The 22,818-nt window shown below is 51.9% G+C and carries 22 protein-coding genes; 7 read left to right on the top strand and 15 right to left on the bottom strand.

Annotated elements, in window-relative coordinates; all coding sequences use genetic code 11:
- Positions 1–79: 79 nt before the first annotated feature.
- The gene (locus Z042_RS12930; RefSeq protein ID WP_024914187.1) at positions 80–997 is read right to left on the bottom strand and encodes a LysR family transcriptional regulator; all 918 of its coding nucleotides are present in this window, start codon (positions 995–997) and stop codon (positions 80–82) included.
- 110 nt (positions 998–1,107) lie between these two features.
- Here Z042_RS12930 and Z042_RS12925 point away from each other — a divergent pair, with 110 nt between their 5' ends.
- The gene (locus tag Z042_RS12925; RefSeq protein ID WP_024914186.1) at positions 1,108–2,397 is read left to right on the top strand and encodes an SGNH/GDSL hydrolase family protein; all 1,290 of its coding nucleotides are present in this window, start codon (positions 1,108–1,110) and stop codon (positions 2,395–2,397) included.
- Between the two features lie 113 nt (positions 2,398–2,510).
- Positions 2,511–3,209, top strand: a complete 699-nt coding sequence (locus Z042_RS12920) for a DJ-1/PfpI family protein (RefSeq protein WP_024914185.1) — start codon at positions 2,511–2,513, stop codon at positions 3,207–3,209.
- Positions 3,210–3,235: 26 nt separating this feature from the next.
- On the opposite strand, the gene Z042_RS12915 is transcribed toward Z042_RS12920, so the two are convergent.
- Complete coding sequence (locus tag Z042_RS12915) at positions 3,236–4,225, bottom strand: zinc-dependent alcohol dehydrogenase family protein (protein WP_024914184.1); 990 nt, start codon at positions 4,223–4,225, stop codon at positions 3,236–3,238.
- Positions 4,226–4,340: 115 nt separating this feature from the next.
- On the opposite strand from Z042_RS12915, the gene Z042_RS12910 reads away from it, so the two are divergent.
- Together Z042_RS12910 and Z042_RS12905 are read left to right on the top strand one after the other, a co-directional pair.
- Entirely contained in the window at positions 4,341–5,243 is a 903-nt protein-coding gene (locus tag Z042_RS12910; RefSeq protein ID WP_024914183.1) for a LysR family transcriptional regulator, read from the top strand.
- A gap of 168 nt (positions 5,244–5,411) precedes the next feature.
- Complete coding sequence (locus tag Z042_RS12905) at positions 5,412–6,302, top strand: LysR substrate-binding domain-containing protein (RefSeq protein ID WP_024914182.1); 891 nt, start codon at positions 5,412–5,414, stop codon at positions 6,300–6,302.
- Between the two features lie 66 nt (positions 6,303–6,368).
- Here the strand turns inward: Z042_RS12905 and Z042_RS12900 are convergent, their stop codons facing one another.
- The 11 genes from Z042_RS12900 to Z042_RS26870 all read right to left on the bottom strand — a co-directional run bounded on the left by Z042_RS12900 (position 6,369) and on the right by Z042_RS26870 (position 18,057).
- On the bottom strand, positions 6,369–7,493 hold the full coding sequence (locus Z042_RS12900) for an oxidoreductase (RefSeq protein ID WP_045784789.1): 1,125 nt from the start codon (positions 7,491–7,493) through the stop codon (positions 6,369–6,371).
- On the bottom strand, positions 7,490–7,888 hold the full coding sequence (locus Z042_RS12895; protein WP_024914180.1) for a RidA family protein: 399 nt from the start codon (positions 7,886–7,888) through the stop codon (positions 7,490–7,492). The genes Z042_RS12900 and Z042_RS12895 overlap by 4 nt, the downstream gene beginning before the upstream one ends.
- A gap of 213 nt (positions 7,889–8,101) precedes the next feature.
- Positions 8,102–8,752 carry an ABC-type transport auxiliary lipoprotein family protein gene (locus tag Z042_RS12890; RefSeq protein ID WP_024914179.1) on the bottom strand — a complete coding sequence of 217 codons (651 nt, stop codon included), beginning with the start codon at positions 8,750–8,752 and terminating at the stop codon, positions 8,102–8,104.
- Positions 8,749–9,690, bottom strand: a complete 942-nt coding sequence (locus Z042_RS12885; RefSeq protein ID WP_024914178.1) for an MlaD family protein — start codon at positions 9,688–9,690, stop codon at positions 8,749–8,751. The genes Z042_RS12890 and Z042_RS12885 overlap by 4 nt, the downstream gene beginning before the upstream one ends.
- Positions 9,691–9,693: 3 nt before the next feature.
- Positions 9,694–10,494 carry an ABC transporter ATP-binding protein gene (locus tag Z042_RS12880; RefSeq protein ID WP_024914177.1) on the bottom strand — a complete coding sequence of 267 codons (801 nt, stop codon included), beginning with the start codon at positions 10,492–10,494 and terminating at the stop codon, positions 9,694–9,696.
- Positions 10,488–11,633 carry an MlaE family ABC transporter permease gene (locus Z042_RS12875; RefSeq protein ID WP_024914176.1) on the bottom strand — a complete coding sequence of 382 codons (1,146 nt, stop codon included), beginning with the start codon at positions 11,631–11,633 and terminating at the stop codon, positions 10,488–10,490. The genes Z042_RS12880 and Z042_RS12875 overlap by 7 nt, the downstream gene beginning before the upstream one ends.
- Positions 11,634–12,157: 524 nt before the next feature.
- The gene (locus tag Z042_RS24555; protein WP_162149760.1) at positions 12,158–13,219 is read right to left on the bottom strand and encodes a fimbrial protein; all 1,062 of its coding nucleotides are present in this window, start codon (positions 13,217–13,219) and stop codon (positions 12,158–12,160) included.
- 87 nt (positions 13,220–13,306) lie between these two features.
- Positions 13,307–14,047: a fimbrial biogenesis chaperone gene (locus Z042_RS12865; RefSeq protein ID WP_024914174.1), complete on the bottom strand. Its 741-nt coding sequence runs from the start codon at positions 14,045–14,047 to the stop codon at positions 13,307–13,309.
- Positions 14,048–14,189: 142 nt separating this feature from the next.
- Positions 14,190–16,796: a fimbria/pilus outer membrane usher protein gene (locus Z042_RS12860; protein WP_236849185.1), complete on the bottom strand. Its 2,607-nt coding sequence runs from the start codon at positions 16,794–16,796 to the stop codon at positions 14,190–14,192.
- Between the two features lie 127 nt (positions 16,797–16,923).
- Complete coding sequence (locus tag Z042_RS12855; RefSeq protein ID WP_024914172.1) at positions 16,924–17,454, bottom strand: fimbrial protein; 531 nt, start codon at positions 17,452–17,454, stop codon at positions 16,924–16,926.
- A gap of 531 nt (positions 17,455–17,985) precedes the next feature.
- A complete protein-coding gene (locus tag Z042_RS26870; protein ID WP_417903539.1) occupies positions 17,986–18,057 on the bottom strand; it encodes a hypothetical protein in 72 nt (23 codons plus the stop codon).
- A gap of 536 nt (positions 18,058–18,593) precedes the next feature.
- Between Z042_RS26870 and Z042_RS12850 the strand changes: the two genes are divergently transcribed.
- Positions 18,594–19,802 (top strand): IS256 family transposase, encoded by a 1,209-nt coding sequence (locus Z042_RS12850; protein ID WP_025297165.1) that lies wholly within the window; start codon positions 18,594–18,596, stop codon positions 19,800–19,802.
- Positions 19,803–20,035: 233 nt separating this feature from the next.
- Here Z042_RS12850 and tmaR read toward each other — a convergent pair whose 3' ends face one another.
- A complete protein-coding gene (gene tmaR / locus Z042_RS12845) occupies positions 20,036–20,353 on the bottom strand; it encodes a PTS system regulator TmaR (RefSeq protein WP_024911332.1) in 318 nt (105 codons plus the stop codon).
- A gap of 161 nt (positions 20,354–20,514) precedes the next feature.
- Positions 20,515–21,573 (bottom strand): FUSC family protein, encoded by a 1,059-nt coding sequence (locus Z042_RS12840; protein ID WP_024911333.1) that lies wholly within the window; start codon positions 21,571–21,573, stop codon positions 20,515–20,517.
- Positions 21,574–21,722: 149 nt separating this feature from the next.
- Between Z042_RS12840 and Z042_RS12835 the strand changes: the two genes are divergently transcribed.
- Together Z042_RS12835 and Z042_RS12830 are read left to right on the top strand one after the other, a co-directional pair.
- On the top strand, positions 21,723–22,469 hold the full coding sequence (locus Z042_RS12835) for a LexA family transcriptional regulator (protein ID WP_024911334.1): 747 nt from the start codon (positions 21,723–21,725) through the stop codon (positions 22,467–22,469).
- A 133-nt stretch (positions 22,470–22,602) separates the two neighbouring features.
- Positions 22,603–22,791: a DNA polymerase III subunit theta gene (locus Z042_RS12830; protein WP_024911335.1), complete on the top strand. Its 189-nt coding sequence runs from the start codon at positions 22,603–22,605 to the stop codon at positions 22,789–22,791.
- Positions 22,792–22,818: the final 27 nt, after the last annotated feature.

Genomic DNA, 22,818 nt, shown 5'->3' with positions numbered 1-22,818 from the left:
CTGATGCGCCAATACCATTGAGATACATTTTCAAATAGATACAAGTATTAGGGCCCAATTGACTATTATTGAGCCCCAGCTATTTATCTCTGATACGGATATCAACTCTTTCAGCAAAGAAATCCAGAAAAGCCCGTACACGCAATGGCATATAGCCCCCCTGCCCGACATAAACAGCATGGATTTCTTCAATATCGCCTGGGTTGCAATGTTCAAGCACCGGTAACAACCGGCCAGCGGCAATATCCTCGCGCACCTGAAAGGCGGCCAAACGCGCCAATCCTAACCCAGCCAACGCCAGCCGATGCAGCGCCTCACCGTCGCTGACTTGCGCATTGCCACTGATGGGCAGCACAATCTCCTCGTTAGCATGGCGCAACGGCCAGCCGGGCTGAGCACGCACATAATTGGCCCCCAGACGATTGTGCTGTTGCAAATCTTCTGGCGTAGTCGGGGTGCCATAGCGCGCCAGATAATCAGGCGCACCGACGATCATCATCTGCGTCTGGCCCAGTTTGCGAGCCAGCAGGTTTGAGCTTTTGAGTGGGCCTGCACGCACCGCAATATCGGTACGTTCCTCCAGAATGTCGATGACCTCATCGGTTAGCATGATATCCAGCTTCACGTCAGGGTAGCGTGCCAGAAACTCAGGCACCAACGGCAGCAGGAAGTGATGCCCGAAGGGAACATTGGCATTCACCCGCAGCCTGCCGCGCGGTATGGCGTGTTCACTGACACAGCGCTCTGCCTCGTCCAGATCGGCCAGAATACGCACTCCGCGCTCGTAATAGGTACAACCTTCGGGGGTGAGTTTCAGTTGCCGAGTTGAGCGGTTCACTAGCCGCGTTCCCAAACGCTGCTCTAAACGTGCGACCAACTTACTCACCGCCGAAGGAGTGAGGCCACAGGCTCGAGCGGCGGCAGAAAAACCACCCAGTTCAATAACGCGCACAAACACTTCAAGTTCGCCGGAGCGGTTAACGTCGAGGCGGGCCATGTTTGTCTCCCTGTGAGTTCAATTCACAAATGTTGTTCCCACAAACAGTCTACTCTGATTGTGTCTTTGAATTCATAATTAATGCATAAATTAACTTTGAGTTCACTAATATGCTAAACCACGCCAAATCATTTTTAACCGCCGTATCCAAAGCGATACTGATTTTAGGCATAGCCGTGCTCGCCATCCCGGCGGTTGCTGCCGCGCCTTCCTGGGTAGCAACCTGGGCAGCCAGCCCACAGCCGGTATGGGGAACGGATTTCCTGTTTCCTACCAATCTCCCCACCGTGCTGCATGACCAAACGGTGCGCCAGGTAGCGCGCATCAGCCTGGGCGGTGAGCGCTTTCGTATCGTGCTGTCTAATGCCTACGGCAATCAGCCCATTACCGTAGGCAAAACGACGCTAGCACCAACAGAAAAGGGCAGTGCGATTGCTGCCGACAGCTTGCGCACCGTGACATTTGCTGGCCGGGAAACCGCCACCATTCTGCCCGGTGCCTCGTTGTTCAGCGATCCTGTGGCACTGCCGATCCCTGCACTGACGCAGGTGACCGTAAGCTTCCACCTGCCGAATGCCACACCCATCAGCACCTTCCATTGGGATGGCCGCCAAACGGGCTGGATTGTGCCAGGCGATCAGAGCACCGCTCCGGCCCTCAAGCTGAAAGAGGGTTCCGTGCAGAGTACCACCGCGCGCCCGCTGCTGGCGGGTATTCAGGTTGAAACCAAACAGGCAGCACGGGCAATTGTGGTGATCGGTGACTCTATTACCGATGGTGCCACCGCCAGCCTGGATCAGGATCACCGCTGGCCGGATTTTCTGGCCACCCGCCTAGCCCCGCATAACGTCGCCGTTATCAATGCGGGTATCTCTGGTGCTCGGCTGTTGTCCGACGGTATGGGTGCCAATGCGCTGGCGCGTTTGGATCGGGATGTCTTAGCGCAACCGGGAGCGCAAAGCGTGATTGTCATGCTGGGGATTAACGATATTTCCTGGCCGGGTACCGCTTTCGCTCCACACAGCCCCAGGCCCACACTGGATGCATTGACAGCGGGCTACCGCCAACTGGCCGAACAGGTGCGTGCTCGCGGCCTGCGAGTGATTGGTGCAACACTCACACCGTTTGAAGGGGCATTACCCGGCACACCGCTCGATAACTACTACCAACCCGCTAAAGACGCTCTACGCCAGCAGGTGAATGACTGGATACGCCACAGCGGCGCCTTTGACGCCGTCATCGACTTTGATGCCGTGTTGCGCAACCCTGCGCACCCCGCCCGCCTGGCCGCACGTTTCGACTCCGGTGACAGGCTGCATCCCGGCGATGAGGGTAACCGTGCAATGGCTGAGGCCGTTGATCTCAAAGCCTTGCTGCCTGATCTTGCGGCTTCCCGTTGACAGTGCCAAGAACTCAGCAGGGCTCATCCGTTGAGCCCTGCTTATCGCTGGTTGCTGATTGTTTTTAGAAAAAGAAAGGGCATGATAGTTATTTACTTTGAAAGGACTTTGCCATGAGCGATTCTTCCTGCATATCCATCGGGCTCTTGCTGTTTCCTGCATTAACTCAGCTTGATCTGACCGGCCCTTATGAAGTATTTGCCAGAGCTCCTCATACCAACGTTCACCTCATCTGGAAAAATATGAAACCCGTCATCGCCGATCGTGGGATGGCTATCTTGCCAACGGTCACATTTGATACATGTCCGGCATTGGATGTGATTTGCATACCTGGAGGGCCAGGGCAAATAAACCTGATGGAAGATGAAGAGACACTCTCATTCATCAGGCGTCAGAGCGAGCAGGCCAAGTTTGTTACGTCCGTCTGCACAGGTTCGCTGGTTCTTGGTGCCGCTGGGCTGCTTCAGGGATACCAAGCAACAACGCACTGGGCCTCGTTACAGCAACTCGCATTGCTGGGGGCTGAACCAGTAAACGCACGGGTAGTACGAGACCGTAACCGCATTACTGGTGCAGGTGTGACATCCGGTATCGATTTTGCTCTGAATGTCGTAGCAGAAATTTATGGGGATAATATTGCTCAAAATATTCAACTACATATGGAGTACGAACCTGAGCCACCATTTAGCTCGGGCTCTCCCCGCACGGCATCTGCCGAACGGCTTAAACAAGCAAAAGATCAGATCGCGCCACTCATAGAAAAAAGACGGCTCATGACTGTTAAAGCCGCCTCTAATCTAAGCAAAAACTAACGCCCACTCAGGCAATCAGCCCATTGTCAGAGCGTCACCACAATTTTGCCAAATTGCTCGTTTGACTCCATATACTGATGTGCCTGAACAATCTGCTCAAACGGAAAGGTTTTTGCGATGATCGGTTGCAAAGCGCCGGATGCCAGGCCATCTAAAATAAATGCCTTCGCTGCATGCAGTTTGACGGGATCGCCAATGGTTTCGTGCACCACATATCCTCGTAGAGTCAAACCCTTCGGCAGAACATGCTCAAGCGGGTAAGGTGTCGGTTCAGGGCTCAGATTGCCATAGCCGATCAATATACCGCCGTGCGACATTGCCGCAGTCAGCACCTCAACTATCGGGCCAGCAATCGGATCAAAAACCACCCGGACACCTTTTGCTCCCGTAATCCGCGCCAATTCAGCCGCCAGATCGCTTTCCTCTGTCACCACCACATGCGCTGCGCCGGCCGCCAACAGGGCTTGCTGCTTGGCGCAAGTGCGCGTCACCGCAATCGGTATGGCTCCCACGCTGTTTGCAACCTGAATCGCCGCCAGCCCCACGCTGCTTGAGGCAGCAGTAATAACAACAAAATCACCACGCTTAAGCTGAGCAATATCAAGCAGCGCTCCGTAGGCGGTGAGGTATTGCATCCAGACAGCGGTGGCCGTTTCCCACGTCAGCGATGGAGGATGTTTAACCACCAGCCGTGCAGGAAATACAGCGAGTTCACCATAAGCCGGCCAGCGCACCATCGATGGCGAGGGGATGATACTGACAATGTCACCCGGCTCAATGCCCTCAACGGCGTTACCGACCATCTCCACGATACCGGCGGCTTCCAGCCCCAGGCCTGAGGGCAGCGGAGGGGTTTCAATGTACAGCCCCCTACGCAGCAATGCTTCGGCCCGATTTAACCCTAAGGCCTTCACTTTAATCCTGACCTCGTCTGGCTCAGGCAGACGCACCGCGTGTTCTTCGATGCGCAACACTTCCGGCCCACCCATTTCATTAAATCGAACTACTCGTGCCATGATCATTACCTCTGTGTCGTCATTAAAAACTCATTTGAGGCAGCCATTGTATTTCTCAACTTTATCGTGATAAATAAGTGAACTTGAACGTCAATAGAAACCAAGAGTTTTTAATATGGATCGGTTGACCAGTATGGCAGTGTTCATCAAGGCGGTAGATTTGGGGTCATTTGCCGCCGCTGCGGTAGCCCTTGAGCTGTCCAGCCCCATGGTGGGCAAACACATCCGGGCACTGGAACAACATCTGGGTGCCAGATTGCTGAACAGAACCACACGGCGCCAGAGCCTGACCGATGTTGGCCGTGCCTACTATGAGCGGTGCTGCGTTGTTTTAGCGGAAGTCGAAGCCGCTGATGCGCTGATAACGAATCAGTTAGGCGAGCCAGCAGGCCGCCTGCGGGTGACGATGCCCGTGCATTTTGGCCGGCACTGCGTTGTGCCTGTTCTTTGGCAGCTTGTAGAACGCTACCCAAAACTGGAGCTGGATCTTTCTTTTAACGATCGCTTTGTCGATCTTGCTGACGATGGGCTGGATCTGGCGATCCGCACAGGAACCTTAAAAGACCGCAGCGACCTTGCCGCCCGCCGTGTCGCCCGGCAGCACATGGTGGTATGTGCTTCGCCAGCCTATCTCGCAGCGCATGGCCGGCCGCAGAACATTGCAGATTTGGCAGCACATCAGGCGGTGTTTTACCGGCGTCAGGGGCACGTTCAACCCTGGCTGTTTCCTCAAGTGGATCAGCCGCCCACAGAAATTATGCCGCCATACCGTTTCAGGTTTGACGATCTTAACGCCATTGCCGACGCTGCGGTTGCAGGCCGGGGGCTAGCCTGGTTACCAAGCTGGCTGGTGCGTGAACCACTCCGATCAGGGGCGCTTATCCGCCTGTTGCCAGATGAACCAGCCTATCCCTACGATGTCTTCGCGCTATGGTTACAATCCCCTCAAATGCCATCGAAACTTCGAGTAACAATCGATGCTTTGGTACAGGAACTGCCAAAATTCATGGAATGCTAGATTCCACTGGCTGCGTTGAGAGTGAGGGAATCTATTACAAAAGGCATGGATGATTTTAATTCATGCCTTGCTTATCAGCGAATATGCTGAAAGCCTATAGCAATGATTGAAATCCGCCGCTGAAACGCTATCCTTTTCATCAATGATGAATTTAATTTACCTGTAAAGATGAGAAAACTCCCTCCCCTCGGTACGCTACGGGCATTTGAAGCTGCTGCACGGCGCCTGAGCTTCAAACTCGCCGCCAAAGAGCTGCATGTGACCCCTACGGCTATCAGCCATCAGATCCGCCAATTGGAGAGTTACCTCAAGGTAGATCTGTTTGAAAGACACACGCGCCGTGTGAGCCTGACGGCCGCCGGGCACTTGCTGCTGCCGTCGATTGAAGAAGGGTTCGATACATTCGAACGAGCGATTGCTACCGTGCAGAGAAGAACCGCCCCCAATGTTGCCACTCTGACTTCTACGGTCGCCTTTACGGCAAAACGGCTCGCACCGCGTGCCGGGGCATTTCGTGCTTTACATCCGCACTGGAGCCTGCGTTTAGATGCCTCTGATGATGTGTTTGATCTGGATGTAGAGGCGGATACCGCCGTGCGCTATGGCAATGGGTATTATCCCGGCCTGGTGGTTGAGCCTTTATTTGAAGATCGCTTTGCCCCTGTTTGCAGCCCCAATCTGAAACTGTTGAGTGAGCAAGATCTGCGTACCTCAGTCTTGATACATTTCGAATGGGGTGCGCAAGTGCGCGACGACGAACGTGCTTGTGTCTGGCGGCATTGGTTTGAGCGTGCGCATCTCAAAGGAATCGATGCTCAGGCAGGGCTTTCATTCACCGACGAAATTCATGCGATTCATGCCACGATTGCCGGTCAAGGCGTGGGGCTTCTCAGCCTGACGTTAGTGGCCGAAGAGTTAGCCTCTGGTGTCTTGATCCAACCGTTCTCATTGACGCTCCCCAGCTTTCGCTATGATCTGGTCTACAGCGAACGGGCCGCTGAACGGCCCGCCACCCAACTGCTACGTGATTGGTTGAAATCAGAATTCAGGATCAGTTAAGTTCACCTTTTGCCATTCCTTGGCGAGGGTTGGCTTCCAGCCTTGTATAGCCATGGGCAGCGCAAATCAGCCCCGTTGTTCTTCTGGCTTGATGTCGCCCAAAGGCGATAACAATGCAGGATTGAACTCAGCCAAAGGCTGGCCCGCCTGCAACCGTAAAGGCCAATCGGGGTTTGACAAAGCTCCCCGCCCCAAGGCAATCAGATCTGCCCCATCTGCAAGCGCAGCCGTGGCCTGCTCCGCAGCATGCAGGCTGCCATTGGCGATAATAGTCACATCAGGCGCATGAATACGCGCAAGTTGAACAAGGCTCGCCCCGCCATCAGCAAAGGCAGGCCGCCAGGCCTCAAACTCGGTGATGTGAATGTAATCTACGCTTGATTCCGCCAAAACCCTGAATACATCCGCAGCACCCTGTTCAGCTTCCTGCCACTTATGGAAGAAGTCGTTCACTTTCCCCTGGGAAATGCGTACCCCCACGGGAACCGCTGCCCCTAAAACCTGCCGCACTGCCCGAATTACCTCGGTCGTTATACGGAGGCGCTGTGCGATCGCTCCACCCCAGCCATCATTGCGCGCGTTGGTATAATCCGTGAAGAATTGATCAAGCAAATACCCATTGGCACCGTGGATCTCCACGCCATCAAAGCCCGCCACTTCCATCGCAAGCAAAGCCGCCCGGCTAAATCCTCCAATAGCCTCGGTAATCTCCGCCTCTGTCATCTCGCGCGGCACCGGGTATTCACCGTCACCACGGTATAAAGCCATTTGCTTGCCCTTAGGACGAATAGCAGAAGGCCCTACGGTATGGTCCCGAAAACGGTTTGCTTGGGAAAGTGCCCCCGCGTGCATCAGTTGTGCCACGACACGGCCACCCGCCGCCTGGATTGCTTGTACCACCGGGCGCCAGGCGCGAGCCTGTTCGACATCACTCAAGCCCGGTTGATTCGCATACCCCTGAGAATAGGCTTGGTCAGTGTAGATCCCCTCGGTGACGATCAGCCCAAATCCGCCTTTGGCGAACCGCTCATAGTAACGCACCATCGCGTCAGTGGCTTGGCCATCCGGCGAGGCACTGATGCGCGTCATCGGAGCCACCACCATCCGGTTGGGTAACCGCAGCCCGTTAATGTTTGCCGTGGTCAACAACGGGGCGCTAGCGCTTGGCAAAGAGCCCACCTGCAAGGTCATGAGGCCGCTCCTGGTACCAAGGCGATCGCTTCTATCTCTATCATCGCATCAGGTGAATACAGCCCTGAAATCTCAACGATAGTGTCGGCCGGATAGGGGGCGGAAAACCACTTGCGTCTCAATTCAACAACCTTGGCGAAGTTATCCATTGATGTCAGAAAGATCGTGACCTTAGCCACATGGTGCAAGCTGGAGCCTGCGGCCTGAAGCACCCGATCAAGATTTTTAAAAGCCTGTTCAGCCTGGCGGTCAAAATCCCCTTTGCCGACAATCTCACCCTCATCACCAACTGCGGCCTGGCCAGAAACGAAGACCAGGTTACCCAGTTGAATCGCCTGCGAGAGCAAGAACGGAGCATAAGGATCGGGTTGAGTATGTATTTGTTGCAGTTGCATGATATGTGCCTTAATGGTTAAGTTAAAATCATCCGTAGCACTTATTTTGCTACAGTGAGATCATTATTGTATTAACCAAAAAGCCTGACAAAGGTTGAATTTTCAGCCGATAGATGAAAATAAATAAGCTATAAGCGCTTGAGGATTATCACTGATCTAGAGAGATATTTAAAAAGCCCGCTCCGTGATTGGAATGAGCGGGCTTTCTGTTTGTTATCTTAGGGGCGATTCGGCTCTTTGTTGGAATGTCCAAGTCAGCATCTGTGCAGCAAGTTTATCACTGGCTAAGCCGAATGCCTGGACCACTTTATCCATCGATCGGCCATCGATCGGCTGCCGCACGTCAAAGCTGCGGCTGGTAATAACCCGACGATCCGCAGTGTTTACCAAACGTGCATCAAAACGTATCACCACTTCACCGACTTCGCCGTTATATACCCCTTGGAACGAGGCCAAATCACCGTTCAGTTCAATATCAGCCTGCAAATTATCTTCATCACTGCTCACCGCACTGAAACGGCCATCGGTACGGAATTCCTGTATCAGACGGTTACGCACCAATGTCGGTACTGGTTCGCTCCAGCGTGAACCAGAAAAGGAGGTAATCTCCGCCCCCTGTGGTTGAACGGCAATACGTGAACTGTTCAGGAACTGGTTGGTGGTGGGCTGCACCACACGCAGCGACTGATTAAACATTTGCCCATTGCCAGAGGCCATACCAGGTTGAGCTGGCAACAGATAGGCCTGTAAGATCGGGCTTTCTGGCAAAATCGTACAGGCCGCCAGCGGGATAAACAGTATCAGGGCTAGCAGCCGTAAGGCATTGCGGCGGTAGCGGGCATAGATAACTCTGAAGTCGGTCATTGTGGTGTAAACTCCTTGGTACGTTCACGGCCTCTAAGCAAGGCTGACGGGTTTTCTTCCAGGCGGCCCACGGCACTGCGCAATGCCACCAGCGTTCTACGCAATTCATCAACCGCCGGACCGAGGTCGTTGAACCCCTGCATCCCATTACTCAGCGAACTTTGGTTTTCACTGATTAACTTATTCAGCAACGCGCTGGTTTGCTCCAGCGATGCCATGGTTTTTGCCGCATTGCTGACCAGCACTTTGCCCTGCCCGTCAAGCAGGCCGTTGGCATTGCGCACCAGACGATTGGTTTGTGCCAAGGTGTCATTACCCTGTTTGGTGAGCAACGCCAATTGTTGTATTACCGTGCGGATATCTTCACGTTCCCCGGCCACGGTACTGGTGATCTTCTCCAGATTATCCAGCGTGCTGGCTAAACGCTGTTGATTGCTCGGCGTCAGCACCTGATTGAGGCGCATCAGCACTTCATTGATATTGGTGACCAGATCTTCACCATTGGTGAGCAATTGGCTCAGTGGTGATGGTGTCGCAATGATCACCGGAATTTCACCATCCTTGCCTTCCAGTAGCGGGCTGACTTCAGAACCGCTGCTGAGCTGGATATTAGAAGAACCGGTTATGCCGGCAACGGCCAAGCGGGCCTGCGTATCCTGACGGATAGGTGCGGAAGCCGCCACCCGGATGCGCGCCCAGACTTTGCTCGGTACCTCTTTATCCAAACGCAGTTGCACCACCTCCCCTACACGAATTCCGCTGTAATTCACCGAGCTGCCTTGTGAAAGGCCGCTGACGGCTTCGTTGAACACAATGTCGTACAGTTTGAATTGGCGGTCGCTGCCAGCCTTGGTCAGCCACAGGCTGAACAACAACACGCCACTGAAGACAATGAGAGTAAACAGACCAATGAGTACATGGTGAGCACGGGTTTCCATTTCTTATTGCCTCTCTCGTATATTCGTTACGGCCTGTTGCGCAGCCCGCCCTCGCGGACCATGGAAATATTCTTGAATCCAGGCATCATCGGTGGAAGCCACCACATCCAACGTATCAACTACCAATACCTTCTTCTGCGAGAGCACGGCAACCCGGTCACAGATCGTATAAAGGGTATCCAGATCGTGGGTGACCAGAAACACGGTCAGCCCCAGAGCGTCGCGCAGTGTACGGATCAAACTGTCAAAGGCCGCCGCCCCGATAGGGTCCAGCCCCGCTGTAGGTTCATCCAGAAACAGGATATCGGGGTCCAGCGCCAGCGCTCTGGCCAACGCCGCACGTTTCACCATGCCACCAGAAAGTGATGCCGGGTATTTATTGCCAGCGTTGGGCGGCAGCCCGGCCAATGCCAGCTTTACCTGCGCCAGTTGTTCCGCATCGCTACGTGATAACCCGGCATATTCAATCAGCGGCAGCGCGACGTTTTCGGTGACGGTTTGCGAACTGAACAGCGCACCGCGCTGGAAAAGCACGCCAAACCGCCGCTCCAGGGTAGAACGATGTGCACCGGAAAGCGCCATCAAGTCTTCGCCGAAAACATGAATCTGCCCCGCAGTGGGGCGCCGCAGGCCAACGATGCTGCGCAGCAGCACCGACTTACCGGTGCCTGAACCGCCGACAACGCCAAGGATCTCACCGCGCCGCACATCAAGATCAAGATCTTCGTGAACACATTGCGTACCAAAACAGTTACGCAATTTGCGAATGCGAATAATGGCTTCTGGGGCTGTTTGGCTCACCATCCCATCTCCATGAAAAACAGTGCGGCGACAGCATCAAGCAGGATCACCACAAAAATTGAATGTACTACGCTGGAGGTGGTATGCGCTCCCACAGAAGCGGCGCTACCGGTCACTTTGAACCCTTCCAGGCAACCAATAATGGCGATCAGGAAAGCGAAAACCGGCGCTTTGCTCATCCCTACCAGAAAATGCTGCAAGCCCCCGCTGCTCTGCATGATGGTCAAGAACATGGTCGGCGAAATATCCAGCGTCAGAAGGCACACCACCGCACCACCAAAAATCCCGCTGATCATGCCGATAAAGGTTAACATCGGCAGCGCGATCAATAACGCCAGCACGCGCGGCAACACCAGCATTTCAACCGGGTTCAGCCCCAACACCTGGAGTGCATCGATTTCTTCATTGGCTTGCATCAGGCCAATCTGGGCGGTAAAGGCGCTTGCCGTGCGGCCAGCCATTAATATCGCGGTGAGCAGTACGGCAAATTCACGCAGAAAGGAGAACACCACCAGATGAACGGTAAAAATACCGGCCCCGAAGGTGGCTAACACGGTCGAACCCAAAAAAGCAATGACAGCGCCAACCAGGAAAGTCAGCAGCATAATGATCGGAACAGCATTCAGGCCAATTTGCTGAATATTGGCCACCAACGATGTCAACCGCCAACGCGCAGGGCGCAACAAACTGCCAAACAAGGCTTGCAGGGTCAGACCGATAAACCCCAGCAGCGCGATCAGATTTTGCCAGAAATTCACCATTGACTGACCGATGTTGGCTAATAGTTCAACCAACAGGCCCGGTGGTTTTTCTGCCGCTGGCAGCTCAAAACCTTGCAGAGAACGGCCTACGGTTTCCAACAAGACGCGGCGTTCAGCAGGCAATGAAGGTGCCGTCTGGCTGAGGTTGAGTACCCGTTCATCACCAAGAAGATTGACCAGTAACGTGGCACCAGCCGTATCCAAGCCCCCCAGTTGGCTGAGATCGAACACAACATTGCTGGGCAAACGGGCCTGTAATTGCCGGACACTGGATTCCAGCAGGCGGTAATGGGTAAGCACCCAATCACCGCGAGCTGATACGCGAGGTGGATGAACGGTATCGTCCAAAGTCAACAATGCGGTGAGCTGTTGTTCTGCCATAAAAAGAACCTGTTATCCTTTAGCGAAATACCTAATTCATCAAGTTAGCGCAATATCACTAAAATTAATGACATCTCTGAAAAAGATAGCACTTAAATTATTTATAACACTATGAATATCAGATTGATTCTGGTTTTTTTGATCAAAAACAGCGGCAACATTGATTAAACCGCCGCGTTGCATCCAAAAAATAATCGATAGGTTTACCCTAAGCGTAGCGGGTCTAAGCAGATTTGCTCTGCAAATCCCCCTCTTTCAGCCTCACCGGAGAGAATATTTTCTCCCCGGTTGATTACCTCATTACTGTGCGATAAAGCAGTTCATTCAGTGAGTTGTCGCTTGGGCCGGCCTCTCTGGCAATGCCGTCTGTCGCACTTCAGCGGCTAATTCCTGCGTGATAAATGCGTGGATCAACTCCCGGCGTGGGCCATTGTGTTTGCCGCTCAAATTTATGCCGAGTACGCCAGCACCAGCAGTACAGGTTAAACGGCAACGGTAGCTGCACTGCACATCAAGCCGACCAATCACTGATAAGAGAAAGTCACTGTAGCTCTGGCCTTCACGCTGCCAGCCACCATATCCGGCATTGTCTGAATGTATCTGGCTTTCAATGGGATGGAAAATGATTCACTCCCCCCGCCGTCCGCAGTGCCTATATACCACTGGTTGGTATTCCCCGCAGCGGCTGAATCTGGGCCAAAGGAAATGGGCAAATCGTTGCGGAGTATCTGAACCCCAATGCCCAATGCAGTAGTACCATCGCCAGGTTTGAGAATATTATCGGTATTGCCCGGATCGGAACCATCAGTCATCGTGGCATAAAGTTTGACACCGCTGCCGCAGAGCGTCGTCAACGCGAAATTAGCTCCGGCACCTGCCGAGCTCCCTACGCCGGAGAACTGGCTTTTGCTGACCGGTGGCAGCAATACGTTCTGAGTAGTGGCACTGTTCATTTGGCACGTACTGGCCTTGATCGTCACCGTAGTTGCGTTGACGACCAAGTCACTGGAATCGGAGACCGTATTAATCGTTGGGCCATTGGCAAAAATATAAGACCCGGCTTGTGAGTCAACAGGGTAAACACCGCTGGTTATACGCCCAATCACTATCAGTTTGGCACGAATATCTATCCCCATGGTTTGCGATGGTCTGGGATCTGGATAGAAGTTAGTGACTGGATATCTTACCGGCAGATAGTTTGCTACCGACGTGGCCTTTATCTCATAAATGAGACCGATACTCGGCACGCTGGTGCTAAATATGGTGTAAGTATTACCATCCTCAGTATAGTTGCCAACAGGCTGTGCCCCATTAAACATCACGAGACCTTTCTCAATCAGGCAATCATCGCCGTTAAAGAAATTGGGGCTGCTCAAAGCGGCTCCCCAGCCACTGCCGAGAGGCTGACCGATGGTGGGGCCGTCGGCCCCGCCTTCAAAGAGCTGCGGAGGGAAAGTGAGAGAAATCGGCGGCGTCGGGTTGCATATAGTGGCGGCATAAGCCTGAGAGCCCCCCAACAGCAACAAAGCGGTGCCGCACAGTGATAGCGCGAGCAGCCTGCCGCGCAATGTTTTCTTCGTTTTCATGCTATTAATCATCTTCTGCAGATGGGTATTCATATCGTAAATGCTACCTTATGTGCCTACGATCCTGTCGCGGGATGCGCCTGCTTATCAGGGCGTGAGTTGCGTGGAGTGCTCAACCGCAGCACCGTAGTCGTTAACCCAACTGTAAGTCACATTGGCTTGCCCTGCTGGCAGCGTATTCGCCCCTTTCAGCGTGATAGTTTGCGTGCTGAACGGCGCCAGGGTTTTCCCCTCGCTATCCTTTAACACCGTATTGCCACTTTTCAGGGAGGCATTGGCCAAAGAAACATAAAATGGGCTGTTGTTACGCACCTGTAGTTCAACACCGTTTTTGCCTGGCGCTCCCCGTGACCAGATAAGGGATTCAGCGGCCTTAACCGGGTTACCCACCAGCCCTTCAGGCCGGTAAAACAGTTTGATACGCGAACGATAAGCAACCTGCATCACGTTGGCTTCTGCATCTTTGGGCAACGGTGGCACATCAAGCAGGTTAAACCAGAAGATCGACTCCCGATCTTTAGGCAACGCGGCACCGGTAAAGACAATACGGAATGCTTGCCCTTTGTTGGGGTCAATACGCACCAGCGGTGGAGTCACCAGGAATGGGGCATTGGCCGTGTCGGCCCGGCTATTGGGGTCGCCACGATCGATCCACACCTGAACCATCGAGGGATCTTTACCCATATTGGTCGTTTTGAGCGTAATTTCCCGCTCTTTAGCCGGATAAATCAGCCTGGTGCCAGAAATGACTACGTTAGCCTGCACCTGAAATATCCAACCGTACAGTACAATAAAAAGAAGAGCTAAAATCCGCGATCTGTTCATCATTGATCTTGTCCAAAAAAAGAAAAAGAGAAACCGCTCTTGTCTGTATCTTTCAATAATCATAGCGGCATCTAATCAACCGTCGAGCCTTTCGGCCGTGGCTACCCTGGCTTTTCGTGCACCATGCTGCCCGGAGTAACGGGGATTACAGCACGCACTTTGCAGAAACTTTCGGATAATCCTGCAATTTGTCCATATTAGCCGGCAGACGGTACTGCAAAGAACATTGCTGAGTGGCCTCCGGCCCCCATTTCACCACCAGCCGTCCCTGCGGGGCCAAACCACGAACGAAGATCAGGTCACCCTGACCCACCATCGCCAGATATTGCCCCTTGCTATCCAATACCTCGGCACCCAGCGGGATCGGTTTACCGTCTGTCCGGCTCGCCTGTAACATCACCGGTGCGCCAGTCTCGGTCTCGTATTTCAGCATCGTGATGGCCCCGGCGCTGGGGGCGATCTGCTGGGAACTGCCAAGGATCTCCACGTTTTGCGATATCCCTTTCGGATCGAGCGCAATGTCGTTCTGGCGATACGGCATCAACCCAGAGACCACTCCGTAACCATTCCCCTGGATCGCCGCACCAACATTGCTGCTGATGGTCGCCCCTTCGGCCCCTTTGGCCTGCACCACCGCCATCGTTTCCCCCTGATACTGCGTCAGGTTGATACCGCCCGGGTGGGCGACCACGCTGCCACTCAGCCCCAGATTCAACTGCCGAGCACTGTTGCCACTGCTGGCCCCGGCGCTCATCACGGTATAGGGTGAGCTGTACTGCACATTCCCGCCCCATGAATTGCTACTGTGGCTGTCAGCGCGATTATTGCTGCCAAACGCGTTGTAGCTCAGTTGGTTATATTCACCAGCAGTACCGCTCAAGGTGGTTTGCACGGTGGTATTTTTGCGATCCTGATAGTTCAGCGAACTGGTCAGTATTGGTGCACGCGGCTGGTTGCCGAATGGAATGCTGACGCTGACCAGATACTGCGAATTTGACTGGCCCGTCGAACCGATGGTCCGGCTGATACCAACATTAAAGTTCCCCCAGCCGTAGCTGTTACCATAACCCGCCTGAAATGTGGTATTGGTGCCCCCGCCGTTATTCCAATAGTTCTGTGCAGAACCGCTGAAAAACAGGTTACCGTAGCCCTCGGCTAACGGTTGGTTGACGTTCAGTTGATAGCGGTTACGCGGCCGGGATGACGCAAGCATACCGCCCGCCAGACCGGGCAGGCTATCCGCCTCACTAAATGCCGGTGTTTCAGTACTGTGTGCCCGAGCAAAATCACCAAAACTCAGATAGCCATCGCTCGAAAAGCGGTAAGCCGCCAAGGTAAAGTTGGTGCGTGTTTCAGGCAATAACTTGCTGTAGGTCGCCCGGTAACTTTGCCCTTGCATATGATCATCGATCCCACTGGTATTGCTCCGCAATCCCTTAGCCCATGATTGCGTGATATCCACCGCCAGTGCCCCAAAACCGGTGTTCAGTGCCAGCCCTCCCTGCACCGACTGGTATTGTTCGGCCATGATGCCGCCCGTGTAGGCCGTCATCAGGTTGGATATCCCTTGCTGCCAAGTGCCCAGCAACAGAGAGGTACTGTCGAACATGCTGTCGCGGTATTTTCCCGCCGACAGGTTAAAACGTGAAACACCTGGCCGCAGCAACTGAGGCACTGCCGCATAGGCCACGGTAAAACTCTGGGTCTGCCCATCGGCTTCGGTTACCGTCACCAGCAAGTCTCCTGAGTAACCAGTGCTGTGGAGATCGTCGATGGCAAACGGGCCGGGTGGCACGCTGGTTTCGTGGATCACATGGTTACCTTGGCGAATGGTGACTTTCGCGTTCGAGTTGGCGATCCCACGCACCACCGGTGCAAAGCCGTTCTCAGTATCAGGGTTCATGCGGGTATCACTGGTCAGTTGCACACCGGTAAAAGGCACGCTGTCAAACTGGTCGCTCGGCGTGAAATATTGCCCTACCGTAAGCTGTGCCCGGAGCGGCGCGATCGAACGCTGGGCATAGGTACTGATGGATTGATAGTGGCTGGAACTATCGCTACCGTCAGTCCGGGTATAGCTACTGTTATGACGAAGCCGCCAGGCACCTACATTGATCCCGCTGTTAAAACCGCCAAAATACTGCGTGGTATTATTGGCATCTCGGTTATTGGTGCGGAAAGCATTGAGGTTGTAGCCAATGAATGAGGCGGTGACACCATGATCCCAAAGCTCTGGCGCAACCACACCACGGCGTGAACCAATAAACGCCTGGGGCACGGTAATGCCCAGCGTCAATTCACCCGTATTGGCATTTAACTTAAAGCCGGGAATAAATTTCTCGGTATCAAAGCACTTGTCATTTTTCAACGCTTTTTGCGCCAGCGCCGCTTCGGGGAGTTTGCTGGCATCCAGCCCCCATTGCAGCACCTGTTCAGGGGTAAAACAATAAACCGCTTCCGCCTCTGGAATGGTCAGAGTTACGGCGATCTCCTGACGGCCAATCCACAGTTCATTGACATATATATCAAAGCGATAGTGACCTGGAGCCAGAGTATTTCCTTTGCTGAAGCGCGAAAGGTCAGCAGCTTGAGCACTGAGCCCACGAAAAAATCCGGGATCGAACTCTGCCTGTTCCGAAGCGTTTTGGCCCGTGGCATGAACCACCGAACTTACCGCCATCGCCAACAGGCTCGTCATAAACAACTGATATGACTGGCGAGGAGCAACTGCGTGTAAGAGGCCTGCAAGCATGAATACTTCTCCGAGAAATTGATGAAGCCAAAGGATAATTAACAGTGACCAAATTCCATTTTTTAAGGGCACCACAGCGTTAGAGCCCTTAAAAAAATAGGGATACCCGAGGTATCCCTCAGAGGAATTAGTTGTAATTCATTGAAAACTCAACGTGTGAAACCACCTGACCGGCAGTCGCTCCGCCATCTTTGGAAAAATATTGAACAAAGAACTGCAAAGTACCGGCTTCATCAGCGATTGGCGTTGTGACGGTATCTGATGCCAGATTGAGTACGGTGCCTTCTGAATTCAGCAGTTGGACTTCTACGTTGGTTGCGGCATTGGTAGCAGCCAGATTTTTCATGTTGCCATCAGCGCTGATGTTTGGGCCGTTTTCAAACGTGGCCGTTGCGCCCGTGGTGCTTACGTCACAACCAGACAGCTGGAAGCTAACTGGAACACGGCCAGCCCAAGAACCAGCACCGGTCAATGCCGTCTTGGACAACGTTGGCAAAGTAACATCTTTGATTGCCGGGCTGTTGGCACCGTTAATCAGGCAGGTGCTTTCAGTCAGTTCACCGGTAATGTTGATCTGTGCATCATAGGCAAAGGCGTTGCTTGACAGGCCTGCCAGGATCAGAGAAGCCAGGCCGGTTTTGATAGATAATGCTTTCATGGTTATATTTCCTTGGTTTTACTAGAGATAAAGCACAACAAATTATTTGCTGTATCTTTTCCGTTTAATGTCGATTCAATTGATTAACAATTAATACTCTTGAATCATTAGTACATAACAACCCAGCTGCTTACAGAGCAGATGAACGCTGTTTTCTTTGCAAAAGGAATTAAAAAGATTAATTTCAACCCCAGTTAATAATAACCTCAGTGGGAGGTTACGATCCCGATAACACGAATAAGTCCTAACAGGCAAAGCCTAAATAAAAGCTTAGCCATAGGGTGCAAATGTTATTGAGATGGTTATTTTGTAAAGAAATTTAAATATATGGCATCATGATGATATATTTAAAAATCTCATTTTAAACAATCCCGCTTGTACTATTAATATAATACGCTTAAGGCGTGGCTATCATGTATACCGCAGCACTTCTTGTCACCGACAGATGACTACATATCATCAGGTTCACATGATAGGCAGGAGCAGCAGGTTATCCAGAGGAAAAGTCGTTACACATCACGGCGAAAATTTTCACCTATGCACCAAGGCATTAATGCTGATATTCAGTACCCGTACAGAGTTCTGAATACCTGAGCTATTCATTGCAAGATTAACGGTCTGTTCTTTCATCCCATGCAGACACTATGCTGATACTCAAACTGAAAGCTTCAGCAGCCTACCTGGCAGCAATCACATTGTTGATACCCCGAGCTTCTCAGAACATGTATTTTAAACCGTAGCTACCTACTTGTTGAATAGATATTGCAAGCCACAAGAACGATGTAGCCTTAATTATAAAGCCCTTCATTAAATATACATGCTATCACTACGAAACTTATTTCAACACAACCTGCCGCAAACGAGGAAAGCATAGTACTTTTCTGAGATAGGATTGAGTATAAGATAGAGATTATTTTAGTGAAGGTTTTGGACTACGCCTGTAGGATGCGCTGAGTTTTAAAAAAACCGTGCTGCCAATCTGGCTCTATAGCACGGGTAAATAAATATTTAACACATTACAAGATGAACCTAAAGCCATACCTTAAAATGTAAAATATTAGCTCAACCGAGACTGTAATTTAAATTGTGTAATTGCCTGTTTTTGATATGTTCTTCCTGACAATGGAGACAGGCAAATTATGGACGAAAAGAAACTTAAGGCACTTGCTGCCGAACTGGCCAAAGGCCTCAAAACCGAAGCCGATCTCAATGCATTCTCTCGTATGTTGACCAAGCTCACCGTCGAAACAGCGTTGAATGCTGAACTGACCGAGCACCTCGGCCATGAGAAAAATGCCCCCAAAGCAGGCTCCAATACCCGTAATGGTTACTCGTCCAAAACGCTGCTCACTGATGATGGCGAGGTCGAGCTGAATACACCCCGGGACCGCGAAAACACCTTTGAGCCTCAATTAATCAAGAAAAACCAGACGCGTATCACCCAGATGGACAGCCAGATTTTATCTTTATATGCCAAAGGGATGACCACGAGGGAAATCGTCGCCACGTTTAAAGAGATGTACGATGCTGATGTGTCACCCACGTTGATATCCAAAGTCACCGATGCCGTTAAAGAACAGGTCACCGAGTGGCAAAACCGGCCACTGGACTCACTGTACCCCATTGTTTATCTTGACTGTATCCTGGTGAAGGTGCGTCATAATGGCAGTGTCATCAACAAGGCCGTGTTCCTGGCTCTGGGGATTAATACCGAGGGTAAAAAAGAGCTGCTGGGTATGTGGCTGGCCGAGAATGAAGGGGCGAAGTTCTGGCTCAATGTGCTGACTGAGTTGAAAAATAGAGGCCTTCAAGACATCCTGATTGCCTGTATAGACGGCCTGAAGGGCTTCCCCGACGCGATAAACAGCGTCTATCCGCAAACCCACATCCAGCGGTGCATTATCCACATGGTGCGTAACAGTCTGAAATACGTGTCGTGGAAAGACTACAAAGCAGTCACCAGCGGGTTGAAAACGGTGTACCAGGCGTCGACTGAGGAGGCAGCCCTGATGGCGTTAGATAAATTCGCGGGTGTGTGGGATGAAAAATACCCGCAAATCAGCAAAAGCTGGCGTAGTCACTGGGAAAATCTCAATACGTTCTTCGGTTATCCCGCAGATATCCGCAAGGCCATCTACACGACCAACGCCATAGAATCGCTGAACAGCGTTATCCGGCAGGCGATAAAGAAGCGTAAAGTGTTCCCGACAGACGACTCGGTGAGGAAGGTTATTTATCTGGCGATCGAGGCGGCGTCGAAAAAATGGAGTATGCCGATCCAGAACTGGCGATTGGCGATGAGTCGTTTTATTATCGAGTTCGGTGATCGTCTAAACGGTCACCTTTAATACGCTGGCAGTTACACAGAATTATGGACAGGCTCGCTCAACCAGCTAACAACCCAGCGTATCGTATAGCTCAATGAACTCCCCCGGTTTTCAGGAGCGTCTGTTTCTTTAGAATATAGCGACTCAGAACCCTCGGTTGGCAATGAGTCGTTTTATTATCGAATTCGGTGACCGTCTAAACGATCACCTTTAATACATGAGCAGTTATTTACCAACTTCCTGCCAGTGCTGGATTATTTGACTTCCCCCATCGCTTTCAGCTTGGTGGAGAGTTCACGGCGCTCTTTCGACAGCTCAGCATTTTTGATGATGTAATCATCAACGCGATCTTCATAGTCACTACGCATGTTGGCAATGATGCCCTGAATATCTTCGATACTCATGCCAGGCTTGATGTATTCGCTCAGGTTATCGAGCAACAACACACGCTTCTGGTTGTCACGCACTTTCTTTTCGTTGTCGACAATTTCACGCTGTAATTTGTTTTTACGGCGGAATATACGCACAAACTCCAGAACGTCCTGAAAACTCGGCTTATTTGCATTATCCATCTTTAATACCCTTGCTTTAGTCATACACAGATTCATTTGCTGACAGCCATAATCACACCAAGATACAGGTTTGTTCCCGTCAGACACAACTTTCATTACTTTATCTTACCCACTTTAGCCCTTCAGCCAAAACCCGAAGTGCCTGCTTCATGATCTGACCCCTATTCCTGCCCCCTGGCCGTACAGACCTTGCACAAATCACTCAACTCTTCCAACTGTTGCACCAGTTCCATGCTTAACCACATATAACCGCGAATCGGTGCCTCACAGGATTGATCAACGCTGGCCTCCTGCATTAATGCTTTCAATTCGACAGTGATCTCCTTCAATTCCCCTGTATCCCCCTGCTGCTCACCATCACGCAGCATCACTACCAGCGATTCTATCGAGCGCAGTGTCAATAACTGCGCGCTACGCAAAGTTTTGGCGTTCAGCATAATAAAACGGGTTTCTCGCGAGGCCCAATAGGCCCCAGCCAATAACTCTAACGTACACACCAGATTGCGGCTCAGGGTTTGAGCTGCCTCAAAAACCTGTTCAGGAATAGGCGTTTCTTCGCTGGCAGGCACAATCAGCCCATGAAGCTTAACCACCTGCGCCAGCAAATCTTTCATCCGCGTTTCCAGACGCGGGCGCTCAATCACATTGGGTGACAGGTAAGCCCCATAAATCTGGCCGACAGATTGCAAACAATCAGCCATCTGGATACGCCAAAGCGTATAAGCGTGCTGCGGATAGATACTGCTGAACAACAGTGCCAATACCGAGCCTAAAATAACATCACCACCACGCCACAGTGCCGCAGGCATATTATCCACCCCGGCACCACACATCGCAGCCAGCGTAATGCCGATCAACAGTGCCATAAAAGGCCGCTTCCCCAGCGTCAGATAGCCGCAAAAAAACATCACGACACCGCACCAGAGCAACATCAGTGGCAACGAGTAAAATTCAAGATAAAGCGCGAAAAGGCCAGAAACTGCGCCAACCAGCATTCCTGAAACACGTTGCAGCGCCCGTTGCAGCACGTTACCCCAAAAGGAGATCGGCCCCATGACCACCACCAGCGTGATAAGTGGCCAAATGCCTTCCGGCACCTTGAGCAAACGAAGCAAAAGAAAAGTAATGATAAACGCCAGCCCGATGCGTACACCGTGAACAATGCGGTAATGGCGGTATATCAGGTACTCGAAAGAGGAAATTTTCCTGTTTAGGCGCATTTTGTTATCACCAACGATGCCCATAATATTTTATTCTAGCGGAGGGAAAACGCCTGCGTACCACACTGAGTGTAGACAGATGTTTCCTGCCCAATCACTTAGGTAATAAGAAGATTTACCTTTTTGCTAAACAGTGAGACCATCAACAGATGGAAACCAAAGATATTAGGCGCAATAACCTGCGCGATTTGATAGCACATTATGCCCGTAAAGGCACCAGCCAGAACGAATTTGCGGTTCTGGTGGGATCTTCCGCACCGACAATCAGCCAGATTAGCGGTGAAAAATCTTCCCGCAACCTGGGCGACAATCTGGCCAGGCGTATTGAAGCCAGGCTGAATCTGCCTAAAGGCTGGTTTGATGTGTTTCATGAGAAAACCCTGGAACATCCCTTTGCTGATGCCGCAACGAACTCAGATTTTCAGCCCGCCCGGCTCAAGCCAGTGGTATGGGAAGATATCGAACAGGACAAAGCTGAGTTTGTGGAGATCCCATTATTGGATATCGATTTTTCCGCCGGTGATGGTTGCTATGAAATCGTTGATCACCAAGAATTTTCACTGATATTCCGCCGTTACTATCTGCATAAAATGGGCGTGCCAATCAATGCCGCACGTATTATCCGCATTTCCGGTTCCAGCATGGAACCCCGCTTGCAGGACGGCGATGTAGTTGGCATCAATACCGCCGATGTTCGCATCCGTGAAGGAAAAACCTATGCTATTCGCCATGGCAATCTGCTGCGGGTCAAAATCCTGCTTGAACAGCCCGATGGGGGCGTAGTTATCCGTTCTCTAAATAGGGAAGAGTATCAGGATGAACAGCTCAGCTATCCGCAACGCAAAGAGCTGTTGGTAGTGCTGGGCCGCGTCTTCTGGTCATCGTCATCCTGGTGAACACGAGGGCAGTGGTTACCCAGCGCCCAATCTGTTGATATTACTCATCTGCGCAGCCCTCTGCCTCCCTAAACGAGGTAGCGACAAATTCGCCCAATAATCCTATGATATTGTATTGAACAAGGAGAAGAATATGGCGCGAAAGTTAGATGGTTTGCCCAAGCAAGAACGTGAAAAAATTCATACCGACCTGCTGGCACTGAGCGTGATTTATAATGAACGCTACGGGCATGCCTTTGATCTGAAAGACACTGAAGATCGCATCCCTTCCCATCTGCTCTGCTACTTTCACCAACGTCTGAGTTATTATCGCAATGCGTAATCGCCCGTATTTCTCCGTTTTAAGGTA

Source organism: Chania multitudinisentens RB-25 (assembly GCF_000520015.2).
In the GTDB taxonomy this organism is placed as follows: domain Bacteria; phylum Pseudomonadota; class Gammaproteobacteria; order Enterobacterales; family Enterobacteriaceae; genus Chania; species Chania multitudinisentens.
Note: the sequence above shows the minus strand (reverse complement) of the source record. Positions and strands in the feature narration are given on the sequence as shown.

Excerpts from the sequence above, each read along its gene's own strand:
- Z042_RS12890 (WP_024914179.1), bottom strand. The coding sequence starts at position 8,752 with ATGACCGACTTCAGAGTTATCTATGCCCGCTACCGCCGCAATGCCTTA.
- Z042_RS12850 (WP_025297165.1), top strand. The coding sequence starts at position 18,594 with ATGGACGAAAAGAAACTTAAGGCACTTGCTGCCGAACTGGCCAAAGGC.
- Z042_RS12840 (WP_024911333.1), bottom strand. The coding sequence starts at position 21,573 with ATGCGCCTAAACAGGAAAATTTCCTCTTTCGAGTACCTGATATACCGC.
- Z042_RS12895 (WP_024914180.1), bottom strand. The coding sequence starts at position 7,888 with ATGCAACTGCAACAAATACATACTCAACCCGATCCTTATGCTCCGTTC.
- Z042_RS12855 (WP_024914172.1), bottom strand. The coding sequence starts at position 17,454 with ATGAAAGCATTATCTATCAAAACCGGCCTGGCTTCTCTGATCCTGGCA.
- Z042_RS12915 (WP_024914184.1), bottom strand. The coding sequence starts at position 4,225 with ATGGCACGAGTAGTTCGATTTAATGAAATGGGTGGGCCGGAAGTGTTG.
- Z042_RS12930 (WP_024914187.1), bottom strand. The coding sequence starts at position 997 with ATGGCCCGCCTCGACGTTAACCGCTCCGGCGAACTTGAAGTGTTTGTG.
- Z042_RS24555 (WP_162149760.1), bottom strand. The coding sequence starts at position 13,219 with ATGAAAACGAAGAAAACATTGCGCGGCAGGCTGCTCGCGCTATCACTG.
- Z042_RS12910 (WP_024914183.1), top strand. The coding sequence starts at position 4,341 with ATGGATCGGTTGACCAGTATGGCAGTGTTCATCAAGGCGGTAGATTTG.
- tmaR (WP_024911332.1), bottom strand. The coding sequence starts at position 20,353 with ATGGATAATGCAAATAAGCCGAGTTTTCAGGACGTTCTGGAGTTTGTG.
- Z042_RS12885 (WP_024914178.1), bottom strand. The coding sequence starts at position 9,690 with ATGGAAACCCGTGCTCACCATGTACTCATTGGTCTGTTTACTCTCATT.
- Z042_RS12835 (WP_024911334.1), top strand. The coding sequence starts at position 21,723 with ATGGAAACCAAAGATATTAGGCGCAATAACCTGCGCGATTTGATAGCA.
- Z042_RS12920 (WP_024914185.1), top strand. The coding sequence starts at position 2,511 with ATGAGCGATTCTTCCTGCATATCCATCGGGCTCTTGCTGTTTCCTGCA.
- Z042_RS12900 (WP_045784789.1), bottom strand. The coding sequence starts at position 7,493 with ATGACCTTGCAGGTGGGCTCTTTGCCAAGCGCTAGCGCCCCGTTGTTG.
- Z042_RS12860 (WP_236849185.1), bottom strand. The coding sequence starts at position 16,796 with ATGCTTGCAGGCCTCTTACACGCAGTTGCTCCTCGCCAGTCATATCAG.
- Z042_RS12830 (WP_024911335.1), top strand. The coding sequence starts at position 22,603 with ATGGCGCGAAAGTTAGATGGTTTGCCCAAGCAAGAACGTGAAAAAATT.
- Z042_RS12865 (WP_024914174.1), bottom strand. The coding sequence starts at position 14,047 with ATGATGAACAGATCGCGGATTTTAGCTCTTCTTTTTATTGTACTGTAC.
- Z042_RS12905 (WP_024914182.1), top strand. The coding sequence starts at position 5,412 with ATGAGAAAACTCCCTCCCCTCGGTACGCTACGGGCATTTGAAGCTGCT.
- Z042_RS12875 (WP_024914176.1), bottom strand. The coding sequence starts at position 11,633 with ATGGCAGAACAACAGCTCACCGCATTGTTGACTTTGGACGATACCGTT.
- Z042_RS12925 (WP_024914186.1), top strand. The coding sequence starts at position 1,108 with ATGCTAAACCACGCCAAATCATTTTTAACCGCCGTATCCAAAGCGATA.
- Z042_RS12880 (WP_024914177.1), bottom strand. The coding sequence starts at position 10,494 with ATGGTGAGCCAAACAGCCCCAGAAGCCATTATTCGCATTCGCAAATTG.